This is a genomic window from Halobellus sp. (assembly GCF_042218505.1).
GTDB lineage: Archaea > Halobacteriota > Halobacteria > Halobacteriales > Haloferacaceae > Haloquadratum.
Genome location: NZ_JBDGQZ010000018.1, coordinates 84,625 through 110,486, shown reverse-complemented (window position 1 = coordinate 110,486; position 25,862 = coordinate 84,625). Strand labels below are relative to the sequence as shown.

21 protein-coding genes, 2 tRNA genes and 1 pseudogene are annotated in these 25,862 nt (G+C 60.2%); 13 read left to right on the top strand and 11 right to left on the bottom strand.

The annotated features are described in order from the left end of the window. Window positions 1–50: 50 nt before the first annotated feature. Window positions 51–764 carry an SOS response-associated peptidase gene (locus tag ABEI27_RS06215; protein WP_375798538.1) on the top strand — a complete coding sequence of 238 codons (714 nt, stop codon included), beginning with the start codon at window positions 51–53 and terminating at the stop codon, window positions 762–764. A 29-nt stretch (window positions 765–793) separates the two neighbouring features. Here the strand turns inward: ABEI27_RS06215 and ABEI27_RS06210 are convergent, their stop codons facing one another. From ABEI27_RS06210 to ABEI27_RS06200, 3 genes are read right to left on the bottom strand one after another with little or no spacing between them, the layout of a single operon-like run. After that, window positions 794–1,792: an ABC transporter ATP-binding protein gene (locus tag ABEI27_RS06210; protein ID WP_375798537.1), complete on the bottom strand. Its 999-nt coding sequence runs from the start codon at window positions 1,790–1,792 to the stop codon at window positions 794–796. Then, a complete protein-coding gene (locus tag ABEI27_RS06205; RefSeq protein ID WP_375798536.1) occupies window positions 1,789–2,772 on the bottom strand; it encodes an ABC transporter permease in 984 nt (327 codons plus the stop codon). The genes ABEI27_RS06210 and ABEI27_RS06205 overlap by 4 nt, the downstream gene beginning before the upstream one ends. A 24-nt stretch (window positions 2,773–2,796) precedes the next feature. Continuing rightward, on the bottom strand, window positions 2,797–3,924 hold the full coding sequence (locus ABEI27_RS06200; RefSeq protein ID WP_375798535.1) for an extracellular solute-binding protein: 1,128 nt from the start codon (window positions 3,922–3,924) through the stop codon (window positions 2,797–2,799). A 63-nt stretch (window positions 3,925–3,987) separates the two neighbouring features. On the opposite strand from ABEI27_RS06200, the gene ABEI27_RS06195 reads away from it, so the two are divergent. From ABEI27_RS06195 to ABEI27_RS06170, 6 genes are all read left to right on the top strand, one after another. Further along, window positions 3,988–4,674, top strand: a complete 687-nt coding sequence (locus ABEI27_RS06195; protein WP_375798534.1) for a TOBE domain-containing protein — start codon at window positions 3,988–3,990, stop codon at window positions 4,672–4,674. Window positions 4,675–4,853: 179 nt separating this feature from the next. Next, window positions 4,854–5,942: a putative sulfate/molybdate transporter gene (locus ABEI27_RS06190; RefSeq protein WP_375798533.1), complete on the top strand. Its 1,089-nt coding sequence runs from the start codon at window positions 4,854–4,856 to the stop codon at window positions 5,940–5,942. 657 nt (window positions 5,943–6,599) lie between these two features. Then, on the top strand, window positions 6,600–6,788 hold the full coding sequence (locus ABEI27_RS06185) for a hypothetical protein (protein WP_375798532.1): 189 nt from the start codon (window positions 6,600–6,602) through the stop codon (window positions 6,786–6,788). Window positions 6,789–8,839: 2,051 nt separating this feature from the next. Next, window positions 8,840–9,280, top strand: coding sequence for a DUF5805 domain-containing protein (locus tag ABEI27_RS06180; RefSeq protein WP_375798531.1), 441 nt, complete (start codon window positions 8,840–8,842; stop codon window positions 9,278–9,280). Continuing rightward, on the top strand, window positions 9,273–10,340 hold the full coding sequence (locus tag ABEI27_RS06175; protein WP_375798530.1) for a tyrosine-type recombinase/integrase: 1,068 nt from the start codon (window positions 9,273–9,275) through the stop codon (window positions 10,338–10,340). Before ABEI27_RS06180 ends, ABEI27_RS06175 begins: the two co-directional genes overlap by 8 nt. A gap of 365 nt (window positions 10,341–10,705) precedes the next feature. Further along, on the top strand, window positions 10,706–11,962 hold the full coding sequence (locus tag ABEI27_RS06170) for an RNA-guided endonuclease InsQ/TnpB family protein (RefSeq protein WP_375798529.1): 1,257 nt from the start codon (window positions 10,706–10,708) through the stop codon (window positions 11,960–11,962). A gap of 103 nt (window positions 11,963–12,065) precedes the next feature. Here ABEI27_RS06170 and ABEI27_RS06165 read toward each other — a convergent pair whose 3' ends face one another. Continuing rightward, window positions 12,066–12,215 (bottom strand): hypothetical protein, encoded by a 150-nt coding sequence (locus tag ABEI27_RS06165; RefSeq protein WP_375798528.1) that lies wholly within the window; start codon window positions 12,213–12,215, stop codon window positions 12,066–12,068. A 188-nt stretch (window positions 12,216–12,403) separates the two neighbouring features. Between ABEI27_RS06165 and ABEI27_RS06160 the strand changes: the two genes are divergently transcribed. From ABEI27_RS06160 to ABEI27_RS06145, 4 genes are all read left to right on the top strand, one after another. Then, on the top strand, window positions 12,404–13,336 hold the full coding sequence (locus tag ABEI27_RS06160) for an SDR family NAD(P)-dependent oxidoreductase (protein WP_375798527.1): 933 nt from the start codon (window positions 12,404–12,406) through the stop codon (window positions 13,334–13,336). 181 nt (window positions 13,337–13,517) lie between these two features. Continuing rightward, complete coding sequence (locus ABEI27_RS06155; RefSeq protein WP_375798526.1) at window positions 13,518–14,129, top strand: class I SAM-dependent methyltransferase; 612 nt, start codon at window positions 13,518–13,520, stop codon at window positions 14,127–14,129. Between the two features lie 264 nt (window positions 14,130–14,393). After that, the gene (locus ABEI27_RS06150; protein WP_375798525.1) at window positions 14,394–15,479 is read left to right on the top strand and encodes a galactokinase; all 1,086 of its coding nucleotides are present in this window, start codon (window positions 14,394–14,396) and stop codon (window positions 15,477–15,479) included. A gap of 68 nt (window positions 15,480–15,547) precedes the next feature. Continuing rightward, window positions 15,548–16,066 carry a phosphopantetheine adenylyltransferase gene (locus ABEI27_RS06145; RefSeq protein ID WP_375798524.1) on the top strand — a complete coding sequence of 173 codons (519 nt, stop codon included), beginning with the start codon at window positions 15,548–15,550 and terminating at the stop codon, window positions 16,064–16,066. 30 nt (window positions 16,067–16,096) lie between these two features. On the opposite strand, the gene ABEI27_RS06140 is transcribed toward ABEI27_RS06145, so the two are convergent. Then, a complete protein-coding gene (locus ABEI27_RS06140) occupies window positions 16,097–16,405 on the bottom strand; it encodes a transcription initiation factor IIB family protein (protein WP_375798523.1) in 309 nt (102 codons plus the stop codon). 81 nt (window positions 16,406–16,486) lie between these two features. Here ABEI27_RS06140 and ABEI27_RS06135 point away from each other — a divergent pair. Then, a tRNA-Leu gene (locus ABEI27_RS06135) sits at window positions 16,487–16,569 on the top strand. Between the two features lie 352 nt (window positions 16,570–16,921). Here the strand turns inward: ABEI27_RS06135 and ABEI27_RS06130 are convergent. The 6 genes and pseudogenes from ABEI27_RS06130 to ABEI27_RS06105 all read right to left on the bottom strand — a co-directional run bounded on the left by ABEI27_RS06130 (window position 16,922) and on the right by ABEI27_RS06105 (window position 25,554). Beyond that, on the bottom strand, window positions 16,922–17,338 hold the full coding sequence (locus tag ABEI27_RS06130) for a sensor histidine kinase (protein ID WP_375798575.1): 417 nt from the start codon (window positions 17,336–17,338) through the stop codon (window positions 16,922–16,924). A gap of 30 nt (window positions 17,339–17,368) precedes the next feature. Further along, window positions 17,369–18,943: pseudogene (locus ABEI27_RS06125) on the bottom strand (PAS domain S-box protein); the annotation flags it as partial. 12 nt (window positions 18,944–18,955) lie between these two features. Further along, on the bottom strand, window positions 18,956–21,388 hold the full coding sequence (locus tag ABEI27_RS06120; RefSeq protein ID WP_375798522.1) for a PAS domain S-box protein: 2,433 nt from the start codon (window positions 21,386–21,388) through the stop codon (window positions 18,956–18,958). A gap of 646 nt (window positions 21,389–22,034) precedes the next feature. Further along, a complete protein-coding gene (locus ABEI27_RS06115; RefSeq protein ID WP_375798521.1) occupies window positions 22,035–23,399 on the bottom strand; it encodes a hypothetical protein in 1,365 nt (454 codons plus the stop codon). A 131-nt stretch (window positions 23,400–23,530) separates the two neighbouring features. Beyond that, window positions 23,531–23,983 carry an SRPBCC family protein gene (locus tag ABEI27_RS06110; protein ID WP_375798520.1) on the bottom strand — a complete coding sequence of 151 codons (453 nt, stop codon included), beginning with the start codon at window positions 23,981–23,983 and terminating at the stop codon, window positions 23,531–23,533. Window positions 23,984–24,099: 116 nt separating this feature from the next. Continuing rightward, window positions 24,100–25,554: a DHH family phosphoesterase gene (locus tag ABEI27_RS06105; RefSeq protein WP_375798519.1), complete on the bottom strand. Its 1,455-nt coding sequence runs from the start codon at window positions 25,552–25,554 to the stop codon at window positions 24,100–24,102. Window positions 25,555–25,681: 127 nt separating this feature from the next. Here ABEI27_RS06105 and ABEI27_RS06100 point away from each other — a divergent pair. After that, window positions 25,682–25,755: transfer RNA gene (locus ABEI27_RS06100), tRNA-Lys, on the top strand. Window positions 25,756–25,862: the final 107 nt, after the last annotated feature.

Sequence of the window (25,862 nt, the reverse complement as noted above, 5' to 3'; positions counted from 1 at the left end):
TGCGTCCTCGGCCGGTTCCGTTTTGAACCCCCGGGACCGAGTGACTAACTATGTGCGGCCGCTACACCCTCTTTAGCCCGACCGAGGAACTGGAGGCACGCTTCGACGCCGAGTTCCGCGGCGCGAGAACGCCTCGGTACAACTGCGCGCCGGGGCAGTCACTGCCAGTCATCAGAAACGACGCGCCCGACACCTTCCAGCAACTCAAATGGGGGTTGGTCCCGTCGTGGGCCGACGACGAACGCGCCGGTAACGACCGCATCAACGCCCGCGCGGAGACAATCGACGAGAAGTCCAGTTTCGCCGAGGCGTACGAACGTCGTCGCTGTCTCGTCCCGGCGGACGGCTTCTACGAGTGGGTCCAGCAGAACGGGGGAAAACAGCCTTACCGCGTCGCGTTCGCGGACGATCGCCCCTTTGCGATGGCGGGCATCTGGGAGCGCTGGGAGTCCGAGCACACCCAGACGGGACTCGGCGATTTCGGTGGCGGCGACAGCGATGCCGACGCCAACCCCGACGTCGTGGAGTCGTTCGCGGTCGTCACGACCGATCCAAACGACGTCGTCGCCGACTTACACCACCGGATGGCAGTCGTCCTTGATCCCGAAGAGGAGTCGACGTGGCTCCAGGGATCGACCGAGGAAGCCGCCCGTCTTCTGGACCCGTACCCCGGCGAGGCGTGGGACGCGTACCCGGTGTCCACCCGCGTGAACAGCCCCGGAAACGACGATCCCAGTCTGATCGATCCCATCGAGGCCGAGTGAGGAACGAGTGGGAGTGCACCGTCGGCCGTTCAGCAGGGGTGGACTCGGTCGCGCGGAAACGTCACCGACACGTCGCTCCCGACTGACGGCGGACGGTCGGCGAACGCCTCGACGGTCACGTCGTCGAAGGCCAGCGTCACGCGGTTGGTCGCGTCCTCGCGGACGACCCGCTGAACTGTCGCGCGGAGGTCGCCGTCGCCGTCTTGGAGTCGGAGCGCCTCGGGTCTGATGGCGATCTGTCCGCTCGTGCCGTTCTGGCGCGTAGGGTTCTCGGTGCCGGGCCCACTGCCGTTCAGAAGCGACTTGAGTTCGGGCGCCGACGAGAGATCGACGACGTTCGACCCGGTGAACTTCGCAACCATCGACGACTTCGGGCGCTCGAAGACCGCCTCGGGCGTCCCGCGCTGGACCACACGGCCGTCTGCCATCACGATGATCCGGTCGGCGATCGCGCGTGCGGTCGTTCGGTTGTGAGTCACGTAGACAGACGTGACGTCGGCGAGGACGTCCACGAGGTCATCCCGCAGTGACTGCCGTGTCGGCACGTCCAGCGCGGCCAGCGGTTCGTCCAAGAGTAACACCTCCGGACGGACGGCGAGGGCGCGAGCGAGTGCGACGCGCTGTTTCTCTCCCCCCGAGAGGGTCGGCGGACTCCGGTCGGTCAGGTGGCCGACGCCCAGTTCTGCGAGCAGTTCGTCGGCATCGCGTGGTGCGTCGCGATAGCGCGCGCCGTACTCGACGTTCTCCCGCACGGTCATATGCGGGAAGAGCGCGTAGTCCTGAAACACGAACCCGAAGTCGCGCTCCTCCGGTTTGCGGTCGGTGATGTCCTCGCTGTCGGCGGTGACCGTTCCCTCGTGGCCGTGGAAGCCGGCGAGCGTCTCCAGGAGTAGTGTTTTGCCGCTCCCACTGGGTCCGAGGATGACGAGCGTCTCTTCGTCGCCGGCTTCGAGCGCGGCGTCGACGGTAAACGGCTCTGCGCCCTCGGCGGTGAACGTCGAGGTGAGTTCGGCGCTGAGGTGAGTCACGGCATTCCCCCCGTTGCGTCGTCGTTTGTCAGGTATCGAACGATCAAAAAGATGACCGCAGAGACCGCCAGCAGGAGGAACGCGACGGCACCGCTCTCCTCTAAGCCACCCTGGAGGTACGTGTTGTAGACGAACACCGGCGCGTGCTGGGCCGTCACCTTCTCGCCCGCTAACGGGTAAAAGAACGTGACGCTGTAGGCCACGACTGCGACCGCACCGAACTCCGAGACGGCCCGTGCCCACGCCAGCACGCCCCCGGTGATCATCCCGCGAGCGGCCAGCGGGCCCGTCACGCGCCGAAACGTCTCCCATCGGTTCGCCCCGTGGATCCGGGAGGCGTACTCGAGGCGGTCCTCGATCGCTTCGAAGGACTCCCGCGTAGCGTTGACAGCGTACGGTGCGGCGACGAAGGTCATCGCCAGCACCATTCCGACCATCGATCCGAGCACCGAGACGTTCGGGAACGCCCCGCTCTGCCCGAAGCCGAACAGAATCAAGATGCCGGCGACCGAGTGCGGGACGACGAGCGGGAGATCCACTAGGCTCTCGACGAGGGGTTGTCCGGGAAACCCTTCCGAGAGGAGGTGCGCGAGCGGAACCCCGAATCCGAGGCTCAGCAGGGCTGCCAGAAGCGGTCCGTAGACGCCCAGATACAGGACGCGATGGACATCGGGGTTCAGCGCTTTCTCGACGACGAGTGCTGGCGTCTGACGCGCGACGAACATAAACAGCGGCAGTCCGAGCGCAACGACGAGCACACTACCGAGCGTCGCGGTCGCGACAGTGAACGACGAACCGTCCAGAACGTACGCCGTGACCGCCGTGCTCCCGATCATAAAGTACGCGTACCACGTCGGGCGTCCGGTCGTGTAGGCGACGGCAAAGGCGACTCCTTGGAGGACCACGAATCCGACGACGAGCGCGACGCTCGTCATCCCGCCGGAATCGACCTCAACACTGGGTCCGGTCTCTGTTGCCATCAGAACCTCTTCATCGGGGTCGGCTCATAGTTCCAGCGGGCCGAGCGTTTCTTGGGCACTGGCAACGTTCATCACGCGTTCAGGGACCGCGTCTTCGGAGGCGCCTGGGACGACGACCGGATCGACCGGCACGAGACCCAGATCTTTCAGGATCTGCCGACCGGGTTCTGTCGCGAAGTACTCGACCCACTGGGCTCCACGGCCGGGTGCATCGGCGACGTTCGGGACTGTGAGGCCATAGGCGATCGGCGCGCCGATGAACGTCCCAGAGTCGGTTTCGACTTCGGCCTTGGCGTAGTGCTTCGCGTACTCACTGGTCGCCTGTGAGAGATCGACTTCGGGCTGGAGGTCGATGTACGGGAGGCCGGAGTTCGCGGAGATCGACTGATAGTAGATCACGTAGTCCAGTTCGCCCGATTCGAGTTGGCCTTCGAGGTTCGTCTCGGTTCCCGTCGGAACGGTAGAGTTCTCTCGAAGCGCTTGGTAGGTGGCATCGTCGTAGAGGCGCTCGCCCTGGAATTCGATCGCGCCGAGTTGCTGGGACATCACCGCGCGATACCCTCCGGGGTCGACAGCCGGATCGGAATGACCGATCGTGACGCCGTCGCGGGTCAACACTTCCCACCAGTTATCGGCCGAAATCTCGTCGGCTCCGGGGGAGTCCTCACGATACTGAATCGACATCGAGTTGGTCGTGAAGATGGCGTACCAGTCGCCGTACTCGGGGAGCACGCGGTTCCGGATGAGCCGGAAGTCCGAGACTCCGAGGACGTCGGCCGAACGGCCCTGCTGGGTGATCTTCTGTGTCGAGGCGACCGACCCCTTCGCTTCGCGGTTCACGTCCACGTCGTATTCGTCCTCGAACTGCGGCTCGGCCTCGCTGAACGGCGGCGCGAGCGACCCCGCGTGGAAAATCGTCATCGAGTCCGACATCGGCGTTGCGGTTGCAGTGCCTGTCTCCGTCGCTGTCGACATCGAGTCGGGTTCCTCAGACGCTGTGGTTTCCGTCGATCCCGAACTGTCACCTCCACCCGAACAGCCGGCGAGTGCGGCGATGCCGGTCGCTCCGGCAATCGTCAGGAATTTTCGGCGGGATGTGATCGGTTGTTCGGTCCGTTTCCGAGTAGCGTTATCAGACCGTTGTTTCGACATAGATACAACCGCGTTTTACCAGAGTGGATATAATGCTTTTGCTCTGGACTCCGAAACGGGTGTATGGACACGCAATCCACGTTCGACGCGTATCTCAGCGCCGGTGACGTCACCCTCGGCGCTCGGGACGTCGAGTTACTGCGCGCGATCGACCGCGAGGGATCGCTCAACAACGCCGCCGAGACCCTCGGCCGGTCGTACGCACACGCACAACGGCGCATCGTCGAACTCGAAGAGGCGTTCGGTTCACTCGTGGAACGCCGACGCGGCGGAGCCGGCGGCGGGGGAAGCGAACTCACCGACAACGCGAGAGACCTCCTGGCGGCGTTCGCGCGAACCCAATCCAGTTTCGAGGGCGTAGCTGACATCGCGGAGACTGTCCTTTCGGGCGATATCGTGGACCGCGACGGCGAACTGGTGACCGTCGAGACGGAGGCCGGGCACGTCCGTGCCCTTGTCCCCGATGGATCGGGCGCAGTCGAGCTCTCGATCAGGGCGGACGCCGTCACGCTGACCGACCCCGAGGACACGCCGGTGCCGGAACACACCAGCGCTCGCAACCGGTTTTCGGGGACCATTCGCGAGGTCGCGTTGGGCGAACGGATCGCTCGCATCGCGGTGGACATCGGCGGCGACCAGCCGCTCCTGGCACTGGTCACCGAGGACAGCCGAGAGAAGCTCGGGTTGGAGCCCGGCCACGACGTCGTCGTCTCGTTCAAGGCCACGGCGACTCGGGGAATTTCGGTCTGACTACCGTCCCCGCTCCCGGTGACGGCGCGCCGGTGTGTAACGACATTCTGTTACCTCTCATCAGGCGTCAACTGCCACAATTAGTAGTCGACGATAGAAATCCGACGACAACTGGGTTCTCACCCTTCGCCACAGAGGATACAAAGAGATTTTATACCGCCGGATTCTGCTACCGACCGATGGACGTCTTCGCCCGGATCAGCCACCGAGAAGGGATCGACTTCTCGTGGAACGAACTGACCGGGGCGTTAGGGGATTCGGTTACGGTTCTCCCGATTGCCGTCAGTGTGGCGGCGCTCACAGAACTTTCGCTCGCGCACCTCCTGCTTGGCTTTGCAGCTTTCCAGATCGTCTGGGGAGTCCACTACGGACTTCCCATCTCCGTCGAACCGATGAAGGCGCTGGCCGCCTTGGTCATCGCAGGGTCAATCGGGCCGTCAGAACTCGCCGTCGCTGGCCTCCTGGCCGGCGGCGTCCTGTTTGCGGTCGGATCGACCGGGACGCTGGCCCGAATCGAACGGCACGTCGACCGGCCGGTGATTCGCGGGGTGCAACTGTCCGTCGGCCTCGTGCTCCTCCGGACGGGGGTCGAGTTGAGCCTAGGCGGCCCCGTCCTCGCCCTCGTCGCAGTCGGCGTCGTTATCGGGAGCCTCGCTCTCGGTCACAGACGCGCGAGTACGCTCGCTGTCCTCGGGGCGGGGGTTGCTGTCGCCGTCTGGAGGGCTGGACTCCCTACCCCGCAACTGCCAGCCCTCGTCGTCGCAACGCCAGACCTGTCGGGGGTCTCGACCGAGGCTGTGGGCGCGACCATCGGCCAACTCGCGATGACCGTCGGAAACGCGGCCGTGGCAACGTCGCTTCTGTTCTCGGATTACTTCGACAGCGAGGTCTCCGCCGACGAACTTGCGACCAGTATGGGGATAATGAATCTCCTGGCGATTCCCTTCGGCGCGATGCCGATGTGTCACGGTAGCGGAGGAGTGGCGGGAAAGTACGCGTTCGGCGCGAGAACCGCCGGCGCGAACCTGATTCTGGGACTTCTCTACGCGCTGGCCACAGTTCTCGCAGTCGGCGTGATTGCTGCATTTCCGATGTCGATGCTCGGCGTCGTCCTCGCGGTGATTGCCATCGAACTGGCTCGGACTGGCCTCGCTACCGACGACTTCGCTCTCACCGTCGCTGTCGGCCTCGTCGGCGTCCTCGTGAACGTCGGTGTGGCGTTCATCGTTGGAATCGCTGCGGCTCAGATCCGAAAACAGGCGTTGTGACCGAACGGGGGGCAATCTCCGTGGTTGCGGATGCCAAGATTGCTGAAGGGGAGTTGGTTCCGGTGTCAGAAACACTCGGTCATTCCGTTCCTGCTCGTCCGGACCAGTACGCACCCGGGAAACTCTGCCCGCATATTTCTCGGGTGGTGGATACAGGCATCTGATTGACGCTATGTGAAACCGATTGCCTGGATTTTCGCAACGACCCAATCTGGGAGCGCAATCAGGCCACCTCTAACACCGTCGAAAGCCAGAGGATAGACGAAGGCGACAACGGCAGTGCGGACCAGGTCCGGTCGGACAGTTGCGTCGGCGACGACACTGTCCGTCACGGCTATTCCAGCGAAGCCCACTGTGCTCGCGTCGCCCGGCGTAATTTGGACGTCGAAAACGAAGACGAACGCGAGCGTAATGGGGTATGCCCCGAATACGACCCGTGCACCGGCCGCCGGTGGAAGGATACCAGGAAAGCGGCGCTGAGAGACCCACGTAGCGACACCACCAGCGATGGCGAAAAGAACGGGCAGAACGAGCAGCAATCCGAATGCGGTACAAACGCAATCACCCAGAAGGCACTTTTGACTATCACAGCATTATGTTGATAGAGCTATGGACGGTGGGGCCGTGCAGTAATCGCTCCGACGTCTGACCGCAGTCGTGGTGATTCCACTCTCGATGCTTCTCATCGAATTTGGCATCCATCTCCGCGAGCAGCACGGAACTGTCATCGGGTGGAATTCACAGGTGATTGCCGGTTCACAGGTACTCGGTGGAATTCTCGTTATCGGGGCAATCGGATCCCTCGTGATGAGCATTGTAGATTCGATGGTCACCACCACCGAGTAGTGCTCTTCCGTCTGCATACTTCTGTGGCTGCTCCGAACTCAGTCTGCGTACGTCCCTTGTGCTAAGCAATCTGCGTTGTTGCCTTTATTAACAATTAACTGGGTAAATCGAAGGATCGCACCTGCGGTCAGGTGATTATCGACGGAAGGGAGTGATAGAAAACGTACCGGTTCACGTGAGACGATGTGACAGAGTATGGTGTTGACCCAGGTGCACTGTGTGTACTGAGAGATTCTTGGACTACCTGAGTGGCGAACGAACGACTTCGTTCGGGATCGCTCCCTATTCCAGGTCCGACCTTCCGGAGAGTCATTGGTATCCCTCACGCTGATTTTCCGTCCTCATCCCGGTGAACCGGTCGCAGACGTAATTCCGGTAGGCTTCTATTCGGAATCCATCATTATGTCGCGGTCTCCAGGCTGGAAAGTGGCCAAGCCCGCTCACCATACCCGAACTATTCCCAACTACGGGAGTTAGTTTGATATAGCGATATACAGTTTACAAGTCTCGTGCGGGACTGCTCTGTCCCGGGACGAAAGTCCCAACAGAAAACCACGCTGAACTTTGACAGCGATTTGTGGCGCATTCATCCAAGGGTCTCGCCACACCGCACTCCGGTCAGTGGTTTCCTGAGTGTACCCTCAGGAGGCCCTCCACAATCCAACTCAGATCGTGATCAGAATCGCAACTCGACATCAGCGACAGAACCCAGAGTAAGACGACACTCCAAGCAAAGACGGACGCTTGGCCTAATAAAAGACCGCCGGTGAATCAGCGTTAGATTTATGTAGGCAATCCCGATTAATCGGGTCTGCGGATCGGTTGAAACTGATGAGTCTGCTATAGAACTCTTCAAGCGGGATAATTTCGGACGAGAGACGACAGATTAGTTGAGACGTAGGCCCGCCGATCGAATTTCCGAACGACGCCCTCTCCAACTATTCAGTTCCACTCTCCGAGCGGAAACCTTTCCGAGCAATCACAACTCCAGACAGAAACAGGACGGTGCCTACAATGGAATACTCGATTTTTAGCGACGGGGCTTTTTGTGGACTCACAGGGTGCGACTGCGCGACGACGAAGTCCAGAGCCGTCCCGAGTCCAAGTACGAGCAAGCAAACCCCAGTGAAGGCCATCACGAGTCCCACAGCAAGCCACCGTTTGGGAGAATTTAGAGAATAGACTGCTGACACATACTTAATCTCTTTTTCAGCGGCAGGTGCTTTCTCTCCATCGACGGACTTAGCGGAATCGCAGTACAGTATGAGAACTAGTGCATAGTACCCTCATACTGCCGAGACGAATGCCTGAAATGTCCCAGAGACGAGGATCGTCTCCATATTGCATCTGCATACAGAGAGGTGCCTATCTCAACGAAGTGGGCGATCAAGCGAGCCTTTGTTATATCAGCTCACCTCGGGTGTTCAGTAACGAGGACTTGCCCGTCCGTACGGCGAGCAACAGAGGGTGTACCGCTATCGAGAGCCTATTCTTCCGACGGTACTCTCCGAATACTTCTGGACACTCTTAATTCGTGAGCGCACTCAAGAGATCTCGATGAGTGACGCCCGAACCGACATAGTCTTCGAGTCCTGCTCTGGATCCCGCGACGATCAACACGGGGTATATATTGAAGAGCAAAGAGATCAGATCTATTCTCGTGGGGGTGAGTTTTGCTCGGGTGACCGGAGGGGTCCGAGACGAACGCTGAAAAAATATCGCTGGGCCGAACTCAAGGACGTTCCATCACCGAGTGGGATGAGATCTGACGATTCTGCAACCCGGTTTTGATGACCTCCACCCCCGGGGCTGCAAGTCGAAGAGCCGGGTGTGGAAAGCTGTCGCTCTCAGGGGAACTGGGAGTGGCCGATTCGGGGGCTCGGATGATCGAAAATAGTTATTTGTGTAAATAAAGTATATCGACAAAATTACTGTTAATCACACATCTAAAACGAGATATTCGGCGCTTAGAGAACATCAATTACACATCTAAGGTGAATTATCCTGGTTTGTACAGTATATTCAAGTGGGCCCGGTTCACACACTCTGGTATGTCGACAGAGGGCTCCGAGGCGGAACGAAAGACGGTGATGACGTACATCCCGGCGTATCAGAAAGAACGCTGGAAGGAACACGCCGATCAGTTGGGGATGAGTCAGAGTGAATTTCTGCGGACGATGGTACAGGCGGGACGCCGGAACTTCGAGATTCCGGACCTCCCTTCTGCAGAAGGAGAGCAGACCACCCGGTCCGACAACTCGCAGAACTCAGAGAAGAGCGCGCAGCAGGGAGAAGAGTTTCGCGAGCGAGTGCGGGCCACACTCTCGGCCTCGGAATATCGATCGTGGGACGAACTGCTCGCGGCGTTGACTGACGACATTGAGGACCGACTGGACACGACGCTGCAGGATCTCCAAGCCTCGAACGAAGTGCAGTACAGCGGCCGACACGGTGGATATACGCTGGCAGGCCCGGCGCATCCCGATGAGTAGTGAAGCGACCGACCTCCAGCGAGAGGACCCCGTGTCGTACTTCCTGGAGGATATGACGTACCACGGGAAGTCGGACCGAACGCGAGCAGCTTACGAACGGGTGTTACGCCGCTTTGAGGCCTTTCTCTCTGATCCCGACCGAACCCCCAGCAACGCCTCAACATCCATCGAAGACGCGTCGTATCGCGACTGTATGGCGTGGATTCACACGCTCCGCCGTTCGGAGATGGCCGACAGCACGATCGCCACGTACGCGTCGTATCTCCATCGGTTCTACGCGTACTTGACCCAAGTCGGTCGATTCGAGTCGAATCCGATGACACTCGTAATGGAGGAGATGGACGAGGCAATCGACACTAACCCGTCTCGTCGTGAAATCTCGCTTTCAGCGATGCGGTCGTTTCTGCACGAGGTGCAACATCCACTCGACCACGCGGTCATCTGTACGTTGCTCAAAACGGGGATGCGAGTCGGCGAACTCTGTAATCTGGACCTTCGAGACATCGTCCTGGCTGATCAGACACCGGTATCGAGCGTCGCAGACGGGATGATCTCACCGCGGACCCAGTTGGACGGCCGTGGTCCCTCGCTTTATGTGGCTGCTGAACCCACAGCGGGTGCGGTCGTTGCTGGTGAGACACGGAGCGCGTCGAACAAACGCAAGCGATCGACCATCGTTCCGGCAGACGACGAACTTGAAGCCGTGATGCGACGATGGCTAGCCGTTCGTCCGGCGACACGGTCGCCGGCGTCGCCGTTATTCGTGAGCACGTCAGGCAGTTGGGGAGAGCGCCTGACGCCGGATATGGTCCATCATATCGTTGAAAGACACGCCACCGACGCCGGTTGGCATCGATCCGGTGGTGGGGCCGACGAAAATGTCACGCCGCACTACTTCAGACACTTCTTCACCACGCATTTGCGAGACCGGACAGGTGACCGCGGGATCGTCAAATACCTGCGCGGTGACGTGGGCGGTGACATCATCGACACGTACACCCACAACTGGGGTGATCGGGTTCGTGAGACCTACGAGGCGAACATTTACTCGCTCTACTGAAGCAATCGGCTGTCCGATAGCCGTCGTGTAAATCATATATTGCTATATAGAATGATTGTGTCGATGGTGAATCAGGGCGACATCATAGACTGGAGTCTTATCGGGTTCGTCGGCGTAGGCACTCCCTGAGCATTTTCGGCTCTCCAGCGTGTCACAGCAGCGTGAGACTACATTTCGCTAATTTCGCTCGTGGCCTCGTCCTCTCCAAGGCTTTTATAAAGTGCAAGGAGAATACCCGCGCCTTTAAGCGCGGGATGAATCCGACACTCTGACCGGCAATCGACCAACGACACACTATCCGGATATTTAATGCCCATCGTTGACTTTAATTTTCTTTCTCACATAACATATTATGAAGCAGTTCGATGCTGGAGACGACCCGCACCTACGTCGCACGCATCACGAACCACAGTCAGGTCCGTGACGACCTCGACGAGTGCGGGTTCTCTGCATCCAAACTGTGGAACGTCGGACGCTACTACATCCAAGAACGGTGGGACGAAGACGGTGAGATACCCGACGAAGCCGAACTGAAATCGGAGTTGAAAGACCACGAACGCTACAGTGACCTCCATTCGCAGTCAAGTCAGCGAGTTCTCGAAGAACTTGCTGAGGCGTTCACCGGCTGGTACAACTCCGACGACGGCAACAACCCACCGGGCTACCGGAAACGTGGCGACCGACACCCACGCTCCACCGTGACGTGGAAGAAACGAGCCATCAGGCACGATACGAAACACGGCCAGCTCCGCCTCTCGAAAGGCTTCAACCTGAAACAGTCGCGGTCTGACTTCATCCTCGTAGAGTACGAAACACGCCCCGACGTAGAAGTCAAGAACATCCAGCAGGTGCGTGCCGTCTGGAACGGCGATGGGTGGGAACTCCACCTCGTCTGCAAGAAAGCCATTCCAGTCGAAAACGCACCCGGCGACAAGACAGCGGGTATCGACCTCGGAATCGGCAACTACCTCGCCATCGACTACGAAGACGGCCCGAGTGAGTTGTATCCGGGGAACACGCTGAAAGAAGACAAACACTACTACACCCGCGAGGAGTACCAGACCGAAGGCGAGAACGGCCCGTCAAAGCGTGCTCGGAAAGCTCGTCGGAAACTCTCCCGACGCAAAGACCACTTCCTACACACCCTATCGAAACACATCGTACAGCGATGCGTGAAAGAAGGCGTAGGGAAGATAGCGGTTGGCGATCTCAGCGACATCCGCGAAGACGAGAACGGTGACTCACGGAACTGGGGTGCGTCGGGGAACAAGAAGCTTCACGGGTGGGAGTTCGACCGCTTCACCCGCCTCCTCGAATATAAAGCAGAGGAACACGGTATCCTCGTTGACCGCGTAGACGAGGAGAACACCTCGAAGACGTGTTCGTGTTGCGGGCAGATTCGGGATAGCAACCGCGTGGAGCGTGGGTTGTACGTCTGTTCGTCGTGCGAGACGACGATGAACGCGGACGTGAACGGTGGAGTGAACATTCGGCGAAAGATAACTCAGAGTCCCCCGACGGGGGATATGAGTAACGGCTGGTTGGCACAGCCCGGAGTCTTCCTGTTCGACCGCGAGAGCGGACGGTTCACACCGAGAGAACAGGGAGTCTGCAAACCGTAATATCCCAACGCTCGGGATTCACCCGCCTATAGGCGGGTGAGGATGTCAAACGATGGGAGCACTCTCACTCGCCTCCGATGTGTACCGAGAACCGGTACCGGATTCACCGTTCAGCGAAGTACTCCGCTGCCTGGCTTCCGGAACCGAGTTCCTCGAACAAACCGTCGTCACACCGAACACACTGCAACGGCGCTTCGACGTCCGCATAGACAGTCTCACAGCCGTTGCAGACGAAAAATCGTAGCCCGAGCACAACTGATACGATGATGGCGACGAGCAAAACCGTGTCGGGCCGCCAGTCCGAATCGCCACTTCGTCACGGTGCGCCCCCCACAACGTCCGGAGATGATCCGTCCAGATGTACGGGTTCTCCGCCTGCGCACGTCGATCAACGCGGGCCGCGGTGGGTGCCGTTTTGTCGGTTGAGCCACTGCAGGTAGTATGAACGAGTCACCGGAATCGATCGCAGGGGTCGCCGACATCGACTGCACCGAAATGCGAGCGCTCGTGACAGGGTCGACGAGCGGGATCGGTCGTGCGACCGCACTGGCGCTGGGTCGTCTCGGCGCCGACGTGTTCGTCCACGGCCGGGACGCCGAGGCGGGCAGAGAGGTCGTCGCGGACCTCTCTGGGCTCGGTGTCGACGCATCGTTCATCGCAGCCGACTTCGCGAGCGTCGAGGCGGTCCAGGACCTCGCGGCGACCGTCCGCGACAGGAGCGACGGGTTGGATCTCCTCGTCAACAACGCCGGTGGCCTGTTCCGTGAAGGTCGGCTGACCGACCTCGGCGTCGAGGGTACCTTCCACGTCAATCATCTCGCACCGTTCTTACTGACGACTACCCTCTTGGACCATCTGAGAGCGGACGGCCGAGTCGTCACGACCGCCTCGGCGGCTCACCGGGGGATCGGTCTCGACCTCGAACGGGTCGAACACGTCGACAGTCACTCCAGCAGGTGGGCCTACGGCCACTCGAAACTTGCAAACGTTCTCTTCGCCCGGGAACTCGCCAGACGGCTCGACGCCGCCGGCCACGAGGTCACGTCGAACAGCCTCCACCCGGGCGCGATACCGGGAAGCGACTTCAGCCGGTTCCTGCCCGGTCCGCTTCCGTCTGTAGCCAGACTGTTCGATGCGATACCCGGAGTCACGTCCGTCTCAGAGGGTGCTGCGGAGGTGCTTTTCAGCGGGATCTCGCCTCGAGTGACAGGCATCTCCGGGCGGCACTTCGCCGATCGAGATCTGGCGACACCATCGGATGTAGCGCGCGATCCCGACGCCGCCCGGCGGCTCTGGGAATGGAGCGCGACCCGTCTAGGAATCGACGAACCGTTTGCCACCTCGGTACGGGGCTCCTCGGCGAGCGAAGGGTGACTCTCTGGGGCTCGACGACCAAATCCAGGCTCGGGAGCCACGTCGGGATCAGGAGCGGTGACCGACCGGAATCGTCGATCCCCGGACCGCACGAAGTGATTCAACCACGGCTCGCTGTACCACCCTGTGGCGTCTTCGGGACGCCGAGTCGCCTATACCCCTTCCGCACGTACGAGCGACTATGACTGAGTTGCTCTCGGATTCCGAGCGAGCAAAACTCGATGCGGGCCCGGACGAGACGTTCTACGACAGCCCGCGCTTCGTCACGCACGCCGACAGCGGGTTCCTTAATCGACTCACTGACACGTACGCGTCGGTGTTGTCCGACGGCGACCGGGTCTTCGACGTGATGAGTAGTTGGATATCGCACCTCCCCCCGGGCGAGTACGAACGCGTCGTCGGCCACGGACTCAACGCTGCGGAACTCGAGGACAACGACGCACTCGACGAGTGGTTCCTTCAGGACCTCAACCACGAGCAGACGCTTCCTCTCGAAGACGAGAGTTTCGACGCCGTGGTGTGTGCCTTGTCTGTCCAGTACCTGCAGTACCCGGCGACAGTGTTCGCGGAGTTCGACCGCGTGCTCGCCCCGGGCGGAGTGCTCGTGGTGAGTTTCACGAACCGGATGTTCCCGACCAAGGCCGTCAGTGCGTGGCGGAATGCCGATATGAATGGACGGGCCGATCTCGTCGAATCCTACTGTGAAGCCGGCGGACTGTCCGTGACAGACGTCGTCCGGGACCGGCCCGAGCGCGATCCCTTCGTCGCCGTTGTCGCACAGCCGCTCCACTGACGCGAGGATCGTCACTGACTGGGGGCAGCGATCCAACTCTCTGATCGCCTATCGGTGTTTGGGTGGGGATGGCCGGACATAGCGAACTGCCTCTCAACGGGCCAATTCGCTCTGCAGTCTATAGTAGCGTTTGCAAGTCTTCGCTCACTCGATCGCACGACTACGTGCGGTCGGCTGTGCAATCAGTTGCAAACGCTACTATAGCTGTGACGACGCCGACAGTCTCACAAGGTTTATTCTTTCGAGTGCGGAATTTCGGCAAAGATGGACACGCACACCCACCGGGTGGTCTCTCCGGGCCGGGTCAACCTCATCGGCGATCACACCGACTATACCGGCGGATTTGTGCTCCCGGTGGCGACTGACCTGCATACGCGTCTGGAGGCGTCGCCAGCGAACGAGGTGACCCTCTACTCCGAAGCGGCAAACGATCGTCGCTCGTTCGCGGTCGACGATCAAGAGGCGAACGGGGACTGGACCGATTACGTGAAAGGCTGCTATACAGTGCTCCGGGAGGAAGGGTACGCTCCTGGAGGGTTCGATGGTGAACTCAGCGCGACGCTCCCGCTGGGATCGGGGTTGAGTTCATCGGCCAGCCTCGAACTGGCCGTGGTCGCGTTCCTGAACGAAATCTACTCGCTCGGACTTTCACGGGAACGAATGGCTCAGATCAGTCAACGAGTAGAAAACGACTTCGTCGGCGTCTCCTGTGGGATTATGGATCAGTTTGCGGTGGCCCTCGGACAGTCAGGTCATGCCCTCCACATCGATACCGGGAGCCTGGCGTACGATCCGATTCCGATTCCAGACGACGTTCGCCTCGTCGTCTACCACACCGGGGTCGAACGCAGCCTCGTTGAGACGGCGTACAACGAGCGCCGGGAGACCGTCGAGGGCGCACTCGAATCTCTGGGCGTCAATTCGTCAACTGAACTGGGTGAAGAAGACGTGACAGACGCCGGGTCACTCTCGGAACTCCAGCGGCAGCGGCTGGGGTACGTCGTCCGAGAGAACAAGCGAGTGCTTCGCGTCGCTGATTCGCTAGCCGGGAATGACCTCGAAACGGTGGGATCGATTCTCACCGCCGCACACGCTGACATCGCAGTAAACTACGAGGCCAGCTGTCAGGAGTTGGACTTCGTCGTGGATCAGGCCGTTGATCGCGGTGCTTACGGGGCACGACTCACGGGAGCAGGCTGGGGCGGCGCTGCCGTCGCCCTCGTCGATGCCGACGACGCGTCAGTGTTCGCTCGGTCGTTACACGAGCGTTACCGGGCCCAGTTCCCCGACTACGAGTCGAACTATTATCTCGTTACACCATCGGACGGCGTTCGCGTCGAGCGGCAGTAGCGGGTGGGTGGAGCGGTGATTCGATCCGGACCCGCCCAGTTTAAGTCGCGGGAGAACCTCCCCCGGATATGCACGTCGCGCTGGGCGGGACGTTCGATCCGGTCCACGACGGCCACCTCGCGCTCTTCGAGCGAGCCTTCGAGTTGGGCGACGTCACTGTGGGCCTGACGAGCGACGACCTTGCGCCGAAGACCCGTCACGTCGACCGCTACGTCCGCGCGTTCGAGGATCGAAAGCGCGACCTCGCGGCCGAACTGGAGCCGCTCGCCGAGAGCCACGACCGGGGGTTCGAGATCCGCAAACTCACCGACCCGACCGGGATCGCGACTGAACCCAAGTTCGATTACCTGATCGTCTCGCCGGAGACCCGCAACGGAGGCGAGCGAATCAACGAGATCCGTCGCGAACGCGGGCACGACCCGCTGGAGATCGAGGTCGTCGACCATATGATGGCCGACGACGGCGAGCGAATCTCCTCGACACGCATCGTCAAAGGAGAGATCGACCGCCACGGCAGCGTCACGCCCGACCGCGAAGGTCGTGGTGCCAAACGGCCAACCGCCGATGGTACGGAACGGTCGGATTAGTCCGGATTCGGGGCCGCAATCGACCGGGGATCACCACGACGGCGGCCGGAATCCCGCATTTTCGAGGATGGGTTTCCAATGTTGTTGCACGCTGAGACGGCTCACGTCCATCACGTTGGCGACCCGCATTTGAGACCGTTCTTCCCCGGCGATCAGCGCGCCCGCGTAGAGACTCGCGGCAGCAATGGCCGACTTCGAGCGGTCCGCCTCGGGCACCTCCGAAAGGAACAGATCCGCCGCAACGGATCGGGCCTCCGACCCCAGGTCCAGCCTGTCGGCCGCACGTTCGATGCGGGTCAACCAGGTTTCGTTGGCGACCCGATCACGGGCACTGTACATACCACTGTTCGGGCGTCGGTCTACAAGAATCCACCGCGGGAGCGATAGGTTGATTTGGGCCTTGGCTGTAGTGAAACCTGCGCGCGGGTAGCCAAGCGGTCAAAGGCGCAGCGCTTAGGACGCTGTCCCATAGGGGTCCGCAGGTTCGAATCCTGTCCCGCGCATATTCTGTCCGAGCGACAGCGAGGACGATATCGTTCCGAAGGATTCGAATCAGGGAGCGTCGCGAGTAGAGCGACCGTGGTTCAAGTCTGATCCCGCGCACTTGACCCGTTCGCCGTCTCGTGGGTTTGCTCGTGTAAGCCGAGTCGGCACTCAACACAGACGGGTGCGGTTGTGTTCTTCGACCTTCACTTCGTATTAGAGACGAATTCCGCGCACCTCGGACCGTGAACGAGGAGAGAAGCAGGGTTGAAAAGCACTACTTTGCACGTCGATACAGAAACCTGCAACTCAGGATTGACACACCTCTGCCCCAATGTTTATAAGACGTTACAATGGAGTGAACTCGGTGTCTCAGTGATCAGCAAACTCGACGCCGGTGACCTCGAACCGTGCACCGCCGGCATCGCTTTCGGTGACGCGGACCGTCCACCCGTGGGCCTCCGCGACCTGTTTGACGATACGGAGCCCGAATCCCGTCCCGTCTGTCGCAGTGGAGTACCCTGGCTCAAACACCTCTTCGCGCTTGTCTTCTGGAATTCCCAGGCCGTTATCCTCGACATAGAACCCGTCGGCTACCTCACCCACCGTCACCGCTATCTCCGCCCCACCGTGTTCAACGGCGTTCCGGTACAGATTCTCCAACAGTTGCTGAAGACGGGTTGGGTCACACCGGACTGTCTGGTCGGTCTCGGCGTTGAGTGATGCAGAGGGGCTCTCGACCGTCCGCCAGGCGGCCCCTGCGATCTCATCGAGAGCGACCGGTTCCACGTCATCCACTACCTCTCCTTGGCGGGCCAGGGTCAAGAGATCATCAATGAGGTCGTTTATGCGAGTGTGGGCCCGTCTGATCCGTTCGACTTTATCCGTATCACACCCCGAGTCAAGCAGTTCCAGGCTTCCCTGTGCCACATTGAGCGGGTTCCGAAGGTCGTGACTGACGACGCTGGCGAACTCCTCAAGTCGGTCACGCTCTCGACGGAGTTCTCGCTCACGGCGTTTGCGCTCGGAAACGTCCCGCAACACGCCGACCGACCCGTTGAAACTGTCACCCTCGTAGGGAAGCACTCCCATATGATCCTCACAGACGATTGGGTCACCGTTAGCGGGCTGGATCTTTGTCTCGAACGTTACCGTGTCCGGTCCGTCGTCCGAGAGGAGATTACCCAACTGTTGCTCCGCCTCTCTCACCGTCTCCTCGTCCTTAATCAGCCCGGGAGTGCTTCCCAGGATCGTCTCTTTGGGGTAGCCTGTCAACTCGATTAACTCGTTATTTATATACGTGAATTGGCCGTGTTCGTCGATGACGTACACTGCATCGTTCAACGACTCAGCGATCGTTTTGATTTGGGCGAATTCACGCTCGAGTTCGCGTCGATCGGTCACGTCCCGAAGAATACCGTCGAGGTACGTGCGGCCCGCCTCCTTGTTCAGCGTGAGTGTCGTCCGAACGAACCGACGGTTTCCATCTAGCGTTTCGAACTCGACTAATTCGTTTTCAACCTGGCCCGTTTCCCGAAGCCTATCGAGCAGGTCCTTGCGCTCGGAATCCTCCTTGTACAGTTCTTCCGCCTCCACTCTGCGGAGTTGAGCACGGGACTCCGCATCGTAGATATCCGTCGTTGCTTCGTTCATATCGATAATCTCCCCATCGACCGTCGTCCTGAAGACACCGACAGGGAGGTTCTCGACGAGTCGCTCGTACCGCTCGAGTTCCCGCTCGCGCTCTTTCCACGCGGTGACGTTCTGTGACACTGCCATAACGTGGGTGATCTCCCCGTCATCGGTTCGTACAGGGACCATCTGAACCCGGTAATCCTCACCGTTGTACTCCTGTTCGAACGTGCGACTATCCCCGGTGAACGCTTTCCCGATGTGATGGACGAGTTCTGAGGCGATTTCCGGGGGATATCGGCTGTGTGGCGTGGTCCCTTTTATTTCGTCGGGTGACAATCCGGCGCTGGATAGTTCGCTCCCCCCGGCACGGACGACCCGAAGATCTGCATCGTAGAGGAACACCGCCCCGTTTGGGAAGTTGTCCACAAGCGTCTGGTACTGCCCCTTGACCTCGCGGAGTTCTCGTTTACGCTCTTCCTGTTCGGTGATGTCTTCGAACTTCGAGAAGACCGTCTCCACGCTGCCGTCGGAATCAGTCACCGCGCGATTGTGCCACTTGCATATCCTCGTCTCGCCGTCCTGTCGGATATTCTTGTTAATCGCTTGGGTGCCACCGTCAGCGCTGAGGAGTTGCTCTACGACGTCCCCCACGTAATCGCGGTCCTCCTCGGCGACGATAGTCTCCCACGGTTCGCCGCGTAACTCCTCTTCTCCGTATCCGAGGACCTCCTCGGCTCGTTCGTTCAACTGCTCGAACCGGAACTCATCGTCCTACTGGACGGCTCCAAGAGGTGATTCGCTGAAGAATAGCGACAATTGCCGTTGCTTTCGACTCACAGTCTGCTCGCGTTCAATCCGGTCGAGCGCAGCCGTCAGATTCCCCGCAAGCAGTTCACCGACCGCGAGCTGCTGTTGATCGAACGCGGCCCGCTCTTCGGACCCCGCGATCAGAACACCGTGATCGGCAAGTGGGAGATAGACGTGCCCTCTGAGGTCGGTCTCCGGATTGTGGACGTCCGGGTCCTGGCGGGCGTCCTCCACGACAGTAGGCTCCCCGCGTTGGTACACGCGCCCGGCGATGCTGTCTGCCACAGGAAGAGTAGGTGCCTCATTGAGCACCGATGTGAGAGCATCAGTCTGTGCCACAGACGTCAACGTATCACCGGCTTCACAGAGATGAACAGCATTCGCTTGGAGGCCCAGAATATCCTTAGCGGCCCTGACACCGATCTCGGCGACCTCGTTCTGTGTCTCCGCCGTCAGAAGGTCCTTCGAGGCGTCGTTCAATTCCGTTAACTGCTGCTTGCGGCGTTTCTCCTCTGTGACATCCTGGATATATCCACGTACGACGTGACCGGATTCGGGTGTGTCTACCCGCTCACCGCGTACAGCGACCCACCGCCGTGCCCCCTCTGTCGTGGTGATTCTCGCGTCCATCTCATACGGCTCGCCCGTTTCGAGGCACGCATCGAACCGGGTTCTGAGTCGTTCTCTATCCTCCGAGTGAAAGAACTCGAACGCCTCGTCCAGTGACAGGCTAGATTTGGGGTCCACGCCGTAGATGCGCCGCGCGCCGACAGTATTTGTCACGTCACCCGTGTCCGCATCGTACTTCCAGGCGCCGATCCCGGCAAGTTCCTCCATCTCCGATAAGAGATCCTGTGTCCGCTCCAGGTCCCGTTCGCGTTCCTTGCGCTCGGTAATGTCCTCCTGCGTTCCGAGATACCGGACGAGTTCGTCGGTGTCGTCGTAGATAGGAGTGACAGTCAACCGGTTCCAGAATTCAGTGCCGTCCTTCCGATAGTTGCGTAGTTCGACGGAAATGGACTCCTCATCGTCGATGGCATCGCGGAGCGCAGCGACCTTCTCGGAATCTGTGTCCTCGCCCTGAAGGAACCGACAGTTGCGTCCGAGCGCTTGCTCGGGGAGATACCCGGTCATCTCTTCGAACGCGCTATTGACGTAGACCAGAGGGTCGTCCTGCTGAGAGGCGTCGGCAAGTGTGATCGAAACGTTGGCGTCGTCAATAGCCTGCTTAAGACGGCTGAGTTCGCGCTGGCGTTCCTCGCGGGCGGTCACATCACGAGTCGCGCCGACGATGTACTCAACCGAACCATTGAGCACAACCGGCGCGATTTTCGTCTCCCACTGCATCTCATTTCCATCGAAACGCAGTTGCTCGGTGTATTCGAGCGGTTCACGATGCTCGACGCAGTTGCGATACCTCCGCGCGACGGTCGCTCCCTGTTGCTCACCGAGGATCTCCCGTGGCGTTCGGCCCTTTAATTCGTCGGTTGACTGTCCCGTCGTTCTCTCGTACGCCGGGTTTACCCGTTCAAGAGTAAATTCTTCGGAAACGTCGATCAGAAACAGCGAGTCCTGCGTATGCTGAAACAGTGTTTCGATCTGTTCGAGTTCTTCCCGACGCTCTCTGCGCTCAGTGACATCGTGGATGGCACCTCGAAGTGTGGTAACGTCGCCGCTCTCGGTGACTGGCACGATTCTTACATCTACGAGACGTTCGTCGCCGTTCGACGTCTGGAGACGCCAGGTGCCACGTGTCTGCTCGCCGGATTCGGCTGCCCGAGTAATAGTCTGTCTGACGGCCGCTCGGTCACCCGGGTGAAAGAATTCTATCGCTTCCTCCTGTGTGAGACAGGTGTCGTCGGACAACCCAATGAGCCGACGGGTGCCGTCAGTCAGCAGGAGCTCTCCGCTGTCCACGTCGAGTTCGAAACCACCGGTATCTCCAGCAAATTCCGACAACCGCATCAGTTGCTCCTGTCTGTCGGCCCGTTGCGTTTCGCGTCGTGCGTGGACAGCGTTGCGAATTCGGTTGGCCAAGAGTTTGTACTGGTCGGTGCCGGATCCCTTCTGAAGATAATCGGTGACGCCCGCAGAGATCGCATCACTGGCAACGGCTTCGCTCCCTTTACCGGTGAACAGAATGAACGGTAAATCAGGATATTCTTTCTGAACAGCCTCGAGAAATTCCAGGCCGTTCTTGCCGGGCATATTGTAATCCGAGATGACGCAATCGGGCGGCCGATCACTGACTATATTTAATCCCTCTTCGGCGCTGGTGGCTGTCTCAACAGTGAACCGGTCATCATCACGTTCGAGGAACGTCTTAGCCAGATCTGCGAAGTCAGGTTCATCATCAACGTGGAGAACGTGAATGCGCTGATGGGGGTCGGTGGACATAAATTTCGATTAGTTCCCTTGTATAAAATAATTTGGCAGAATTATCAGGCTCGAAATCTCTCTCCTTACTGTCTGAGCCCTCTCTTATCCACGATTTCGTCGCTTTTGCCGGCTGTTATGATGGGATCTGTAATGGCCTCCACGGCAATTCACGGCGCCCCGACGGAGTTCACTGGCTTCCCCGTCGCTCATCCTGACCGTATTCCTGCTTTCCCACGCTGTAATCGTGAATACCGTCCCGCATTTCCACGATAAGTCCACAGAGGCGATTGTGAGTTCTGTTGAGATTGGCCCGAAATCGGAGTTCCCTCGGAGTGCTCAGACAGATCGGGGACGAAACAACGCGATATCTGTCAGGTTACACCAAATTTGGCTCCCATTCGATTCACCGAGACGTCGGTACGTCGTTCAACTATAGTAGCGTTTGCAACTGATTGCATAGCCGGTCGCACGCAGTCGTGGGATCGAGTGAGCGAAGACTTGCAAACGCTACTATAGTCAATTCGGGATTTGTGCCGCCTGATCAAAACTCACGTGACTCCTTTATGAAGGTGATCTACATTCGTGGGCGTCGTGGAGGAGCAGGGTTCGTTGAGGATATTTATTCTGAGATGGCAAGCGATCCGCTTCCAAACGTTCGATCCCTTTAGCGGGGAGATGACGTGAGGACTGCGTCCGTCATCCAGCAGCCGTCGTAGCGGCCCCCATCTATCCGCTGCATATAGAATTCGTATCGGCCCGTTACCGTACCGTTCTCACGCGTCACGACGTCGACCGTGGCGGCGTCGTCGCTGAGTCGCTCCGGTTCGTACTGGACAGTGTCCCACGAGAGCATCGCGGAGTACGTCGGCCCGGTGATCACCTCGCGGAACTCGGAGAAACTGTCGATCGCCCGGCGATTCGTCGGCGACGCGAACCGGCGAACCGTCTGAATCCCCTCGTTCGATTCGTTGTCGTTGTAGCGCAGCGCGTTCATCTGGATCTGTGTGACGAGGAGGAACGACCGATTGCACGTCGGCTCGGGACGGGTGTTCCGCACAGCCTCTGCCACGGGGGTATCGGACGACGCTACCGATCCACCACGGATGACGACGCGTTTGATCCGATCGATGCTATCGTTCTCCGTGGTATTCGATAGGTTCACCGCTTCGGCCTCCATCCCGGCACCTGTAGAGGTTCCGGGTTCGGCCGTCGTCGGTTCGGCCGCCGTGACGGTCGATTCAGTCGGTGGCGAAGTGGCACCCGAAGCACCGCCGCCGGATCCCGAGAGCGCCCCCATCGCGTCACCGGGCGAGAGGCCACCGACAGCGGCTGCGCCGCTGACAGCGATGAAGACCACGAGCACGACGGCAGCGACCCGCCTGGGTGTCGTCCAGCCTGCGAGTGCCGGCGAACGGCGCTGGTCGGCGGTGGCGGAAGTCGAATCCGCAGTTGAGGAGGACGTCGAGGTGCCCGCTCCGGCGGCCACTCGGGGACTCGGTGGCCGTCCCCGCGCGGCGTTTCCAGTCAGTCCCGACGGCCTCGGGTCGGCGGAGCCACTCGCAGTAACGGCACTTGTCGCCGTTTCTTCTGTCGCGTTTTCTGGCGATTCTGCGGTCTCAGTCCCGGGTGATACGTAGGCTGACGACCGGGCCGGCATCCCGAGAAATTCTTCGCATAACGACTCGGCTTCGTCAGGAGAGAGCGCGTACAGTAGCCGCCTTCGCAGGTCGTCCGGTGTCAGAACAGACACCTCCGACTCCGATCCCAGGAGGTCGTCGGACGGCCCGTCGCCCGACCGTACCACCGCATCGAAGTCCCGGTCTGTGTCCGCTGCAGAGTCCGGTAGACCGGCGAGAAGCGACGTCCGATCAGTCTCGTCGTGGACGGTGACGACAGGGCCGTCGACCTCAACATACACGCCTGCCTCCGCACCCCGGAGTGCGCCAATAAACGCAGCGAACTCGTCGCGGTCGAGTCGGCCGACTGCGCTAGCGAATTCCTCGGGTGAGACGGGCGAGACGTCTGTCATTAGCGAACCACGTGTGAGTATGCAAGCTTAGGGACCCACTCATTTGCCGCTTGCGGCCGGGAAGGTTCGGGCGCTGGCGGCGCGCGCTACACGTTCAGCATCACTCGTCGGAGTGGCCTCCCGGGCGTCTTTCAGGCGGATCTGGCGTCCTCATCGACCGCGACACGTTTGGCGAGTTGCCGAAGGATCTGTTTCAGTTCCCGACGGTTGTCCCAGTTCGTCACGGGTCGGAGAAGGAGTTCCGCAACCTGCGGGAGTCCGAGGTCGTATTCGGCAGTATACCTGACGCGGGTCCCCCCCTCAGTCGCCTCGAACTCCCACTCGATCCGACCTTCGATGTCCCCCGTCAGATCGAAGACGATCCGCTCGGGCGGATCGTGGACGGTCCCGTGAACTTCGCCGTCGAACTCCAGCCCCAGCAACTGATACGTATACGACGCACGCTTGCCGCCGTTGTCGAACGTCCCGAGGGTTTCCACGTTCGAGAGGCGAGGGGAGATCCGCGCTTGGTTCTCCGGGACGTCCATATACTCAAAGACCGCTTCGGGCGGACGGCCGATCACGATTTCGGCAGCGTTTCGCATACTCTCGAATCTGTGCCCGGTGTAAAAAGTGCCTGTGGATGCGGGCACTCGATGGACTCGGCCAACAGTGCGAGGATCTGTCGAGGTGATAGTGCGGAAGTGGCGGCTTGACGCGGTTAGGTACCGTTCCCGCTTTCGGTGCTCTCGACGCCCATCGCTTGGAACAGTTTCCGCCGAACCGCTTCCTCGGTGAGTTGCAGGAGCGTGTCGCGGTTCTCGTCGCTGGTTTCGATCCCCGTGAAGATCCCGAGCGGGATCTCCACGTCGCCCTGCGTGGAATGTCCGCCCGTCTCGCCGATTCCGGTGAAGGCGTCATCGAGAATCTTCCCGATGTTTATCCGGATATCTTTCGAGCGTGCCGAGAGAAAGATCCGGTCGTCGGCGATTCCGAATACCGCCGTCGTCGTGATCCCCTCCAGTTTGAGCAGGTGTTGGGCGGCCTGACCGAGCGCGTCGCGGTCACGGATGAAGCCAGCGTTCGAGACCAGGTGACTGCCCTGAACCTCGCGGTTCTGGATCGCCTCTGCGAGAACGTCGAGCGTCTCTGGGGACATCGACGGTGACTCTACCTGTTCGAGCGTGTCGTGGTTCGCAAACGGGTGGAGGTACGCGGCGGCAGTGAGGTCGGCCGGCGTCGTCTCACGCTTGAAATCCAGGGTCTCCGATCGAATTCCGTACAGGAGCGCCGTCGCGACAGCCTCACTCGGTGAGAGGTCGAACTCCTGGAGGTACTTCGTGAGGATGGTCGAGGTCGACGAGACGTTCGGCCGGACGTCGGTGAACGCGGCTTCGATTCCCTCCTCGGGTTCGTAGTGGTCAATGAAGATGTCGACCTCGGAATCCATATCCGGATCGCCCGACTTCATATGATCGACGAGCGCGACGGCGCCATACTCCGAGAGCGTCTTCCCCTCAGAGAGGGGCACCAGTTCGATGCCAAGGAGGTTCACGAACGCGCGGTTCTCCTGATGGCCGATGTCCCCATCGTAGTTGATGACGGCGTCGACGCCGTGCTCTCTTGCAATCGCTTGCAACGCGGCCGCAGAGGCGATCGAGTCGGGATCGGGGTTGTTCTGGGTCAGAACGGCCAGCCCCCCGGATGCGTCCTCGAGTATCTCCGTGAGTTGGCGGGCTTTGTACTCGAGTTCGCCCGACTCTAGCGACCGAAGCGCCGAGTCTGCGATGACCTCGGAGGGGTTGATGACGACGTCAGCGCCGAGTTCCGCCAGTTCGTCCTCCGAAACCGGGTCAGAGGCACGGACCACGACGAATCGGTCGTCGCCTTTGTCGCGGATTGTCGAGACAGCCGCCTTGTTGGCCTCCACGTCCGACGAGAGGATGAGCACGACGTCTCTGTCTGCAACGGCGTCCACGACGTCGGGATCCGAGATATCGATCTGCTTGGCGTTCAGGTCCTGATCACGAAGTGATTCGACACGGCTCTCGTCTTTGTCGAGGATAAGAACGTCCTTTCCGTCCTCGACGAGTCCCTCTGCCACCGCGTAGCCCACGCTTCCACATCCGAGGATGGCATACGACGACATCGACGAGATTGTGACCCCGGCACTCATAGTGTTGCGACTTCCGAACGGCCGCCACTTAACAGCACTCGTTTGGTTGGATGCGCTGACAAGCGGACCGCTGGCCCGGCCGAAAGGAAACATCTTTAATCGCGCCACCCCGACGATAAGTTGCCTTGGGCCGGTAGCTCAGTCCGGCAGAGCGTCTGACTCTTAATCAGACGGTCGCGCGTTCAAATCGCGTCCGGCCCGTATTCTGGCTGCGAGAACGCCTCAAAAAACGGGTGTTTCACCCGTCGAGAGTTGAATCAGAGAAACGTCGTTCAGAGCGTCGTTGCGCCGCTATCTCGTAACCCCAT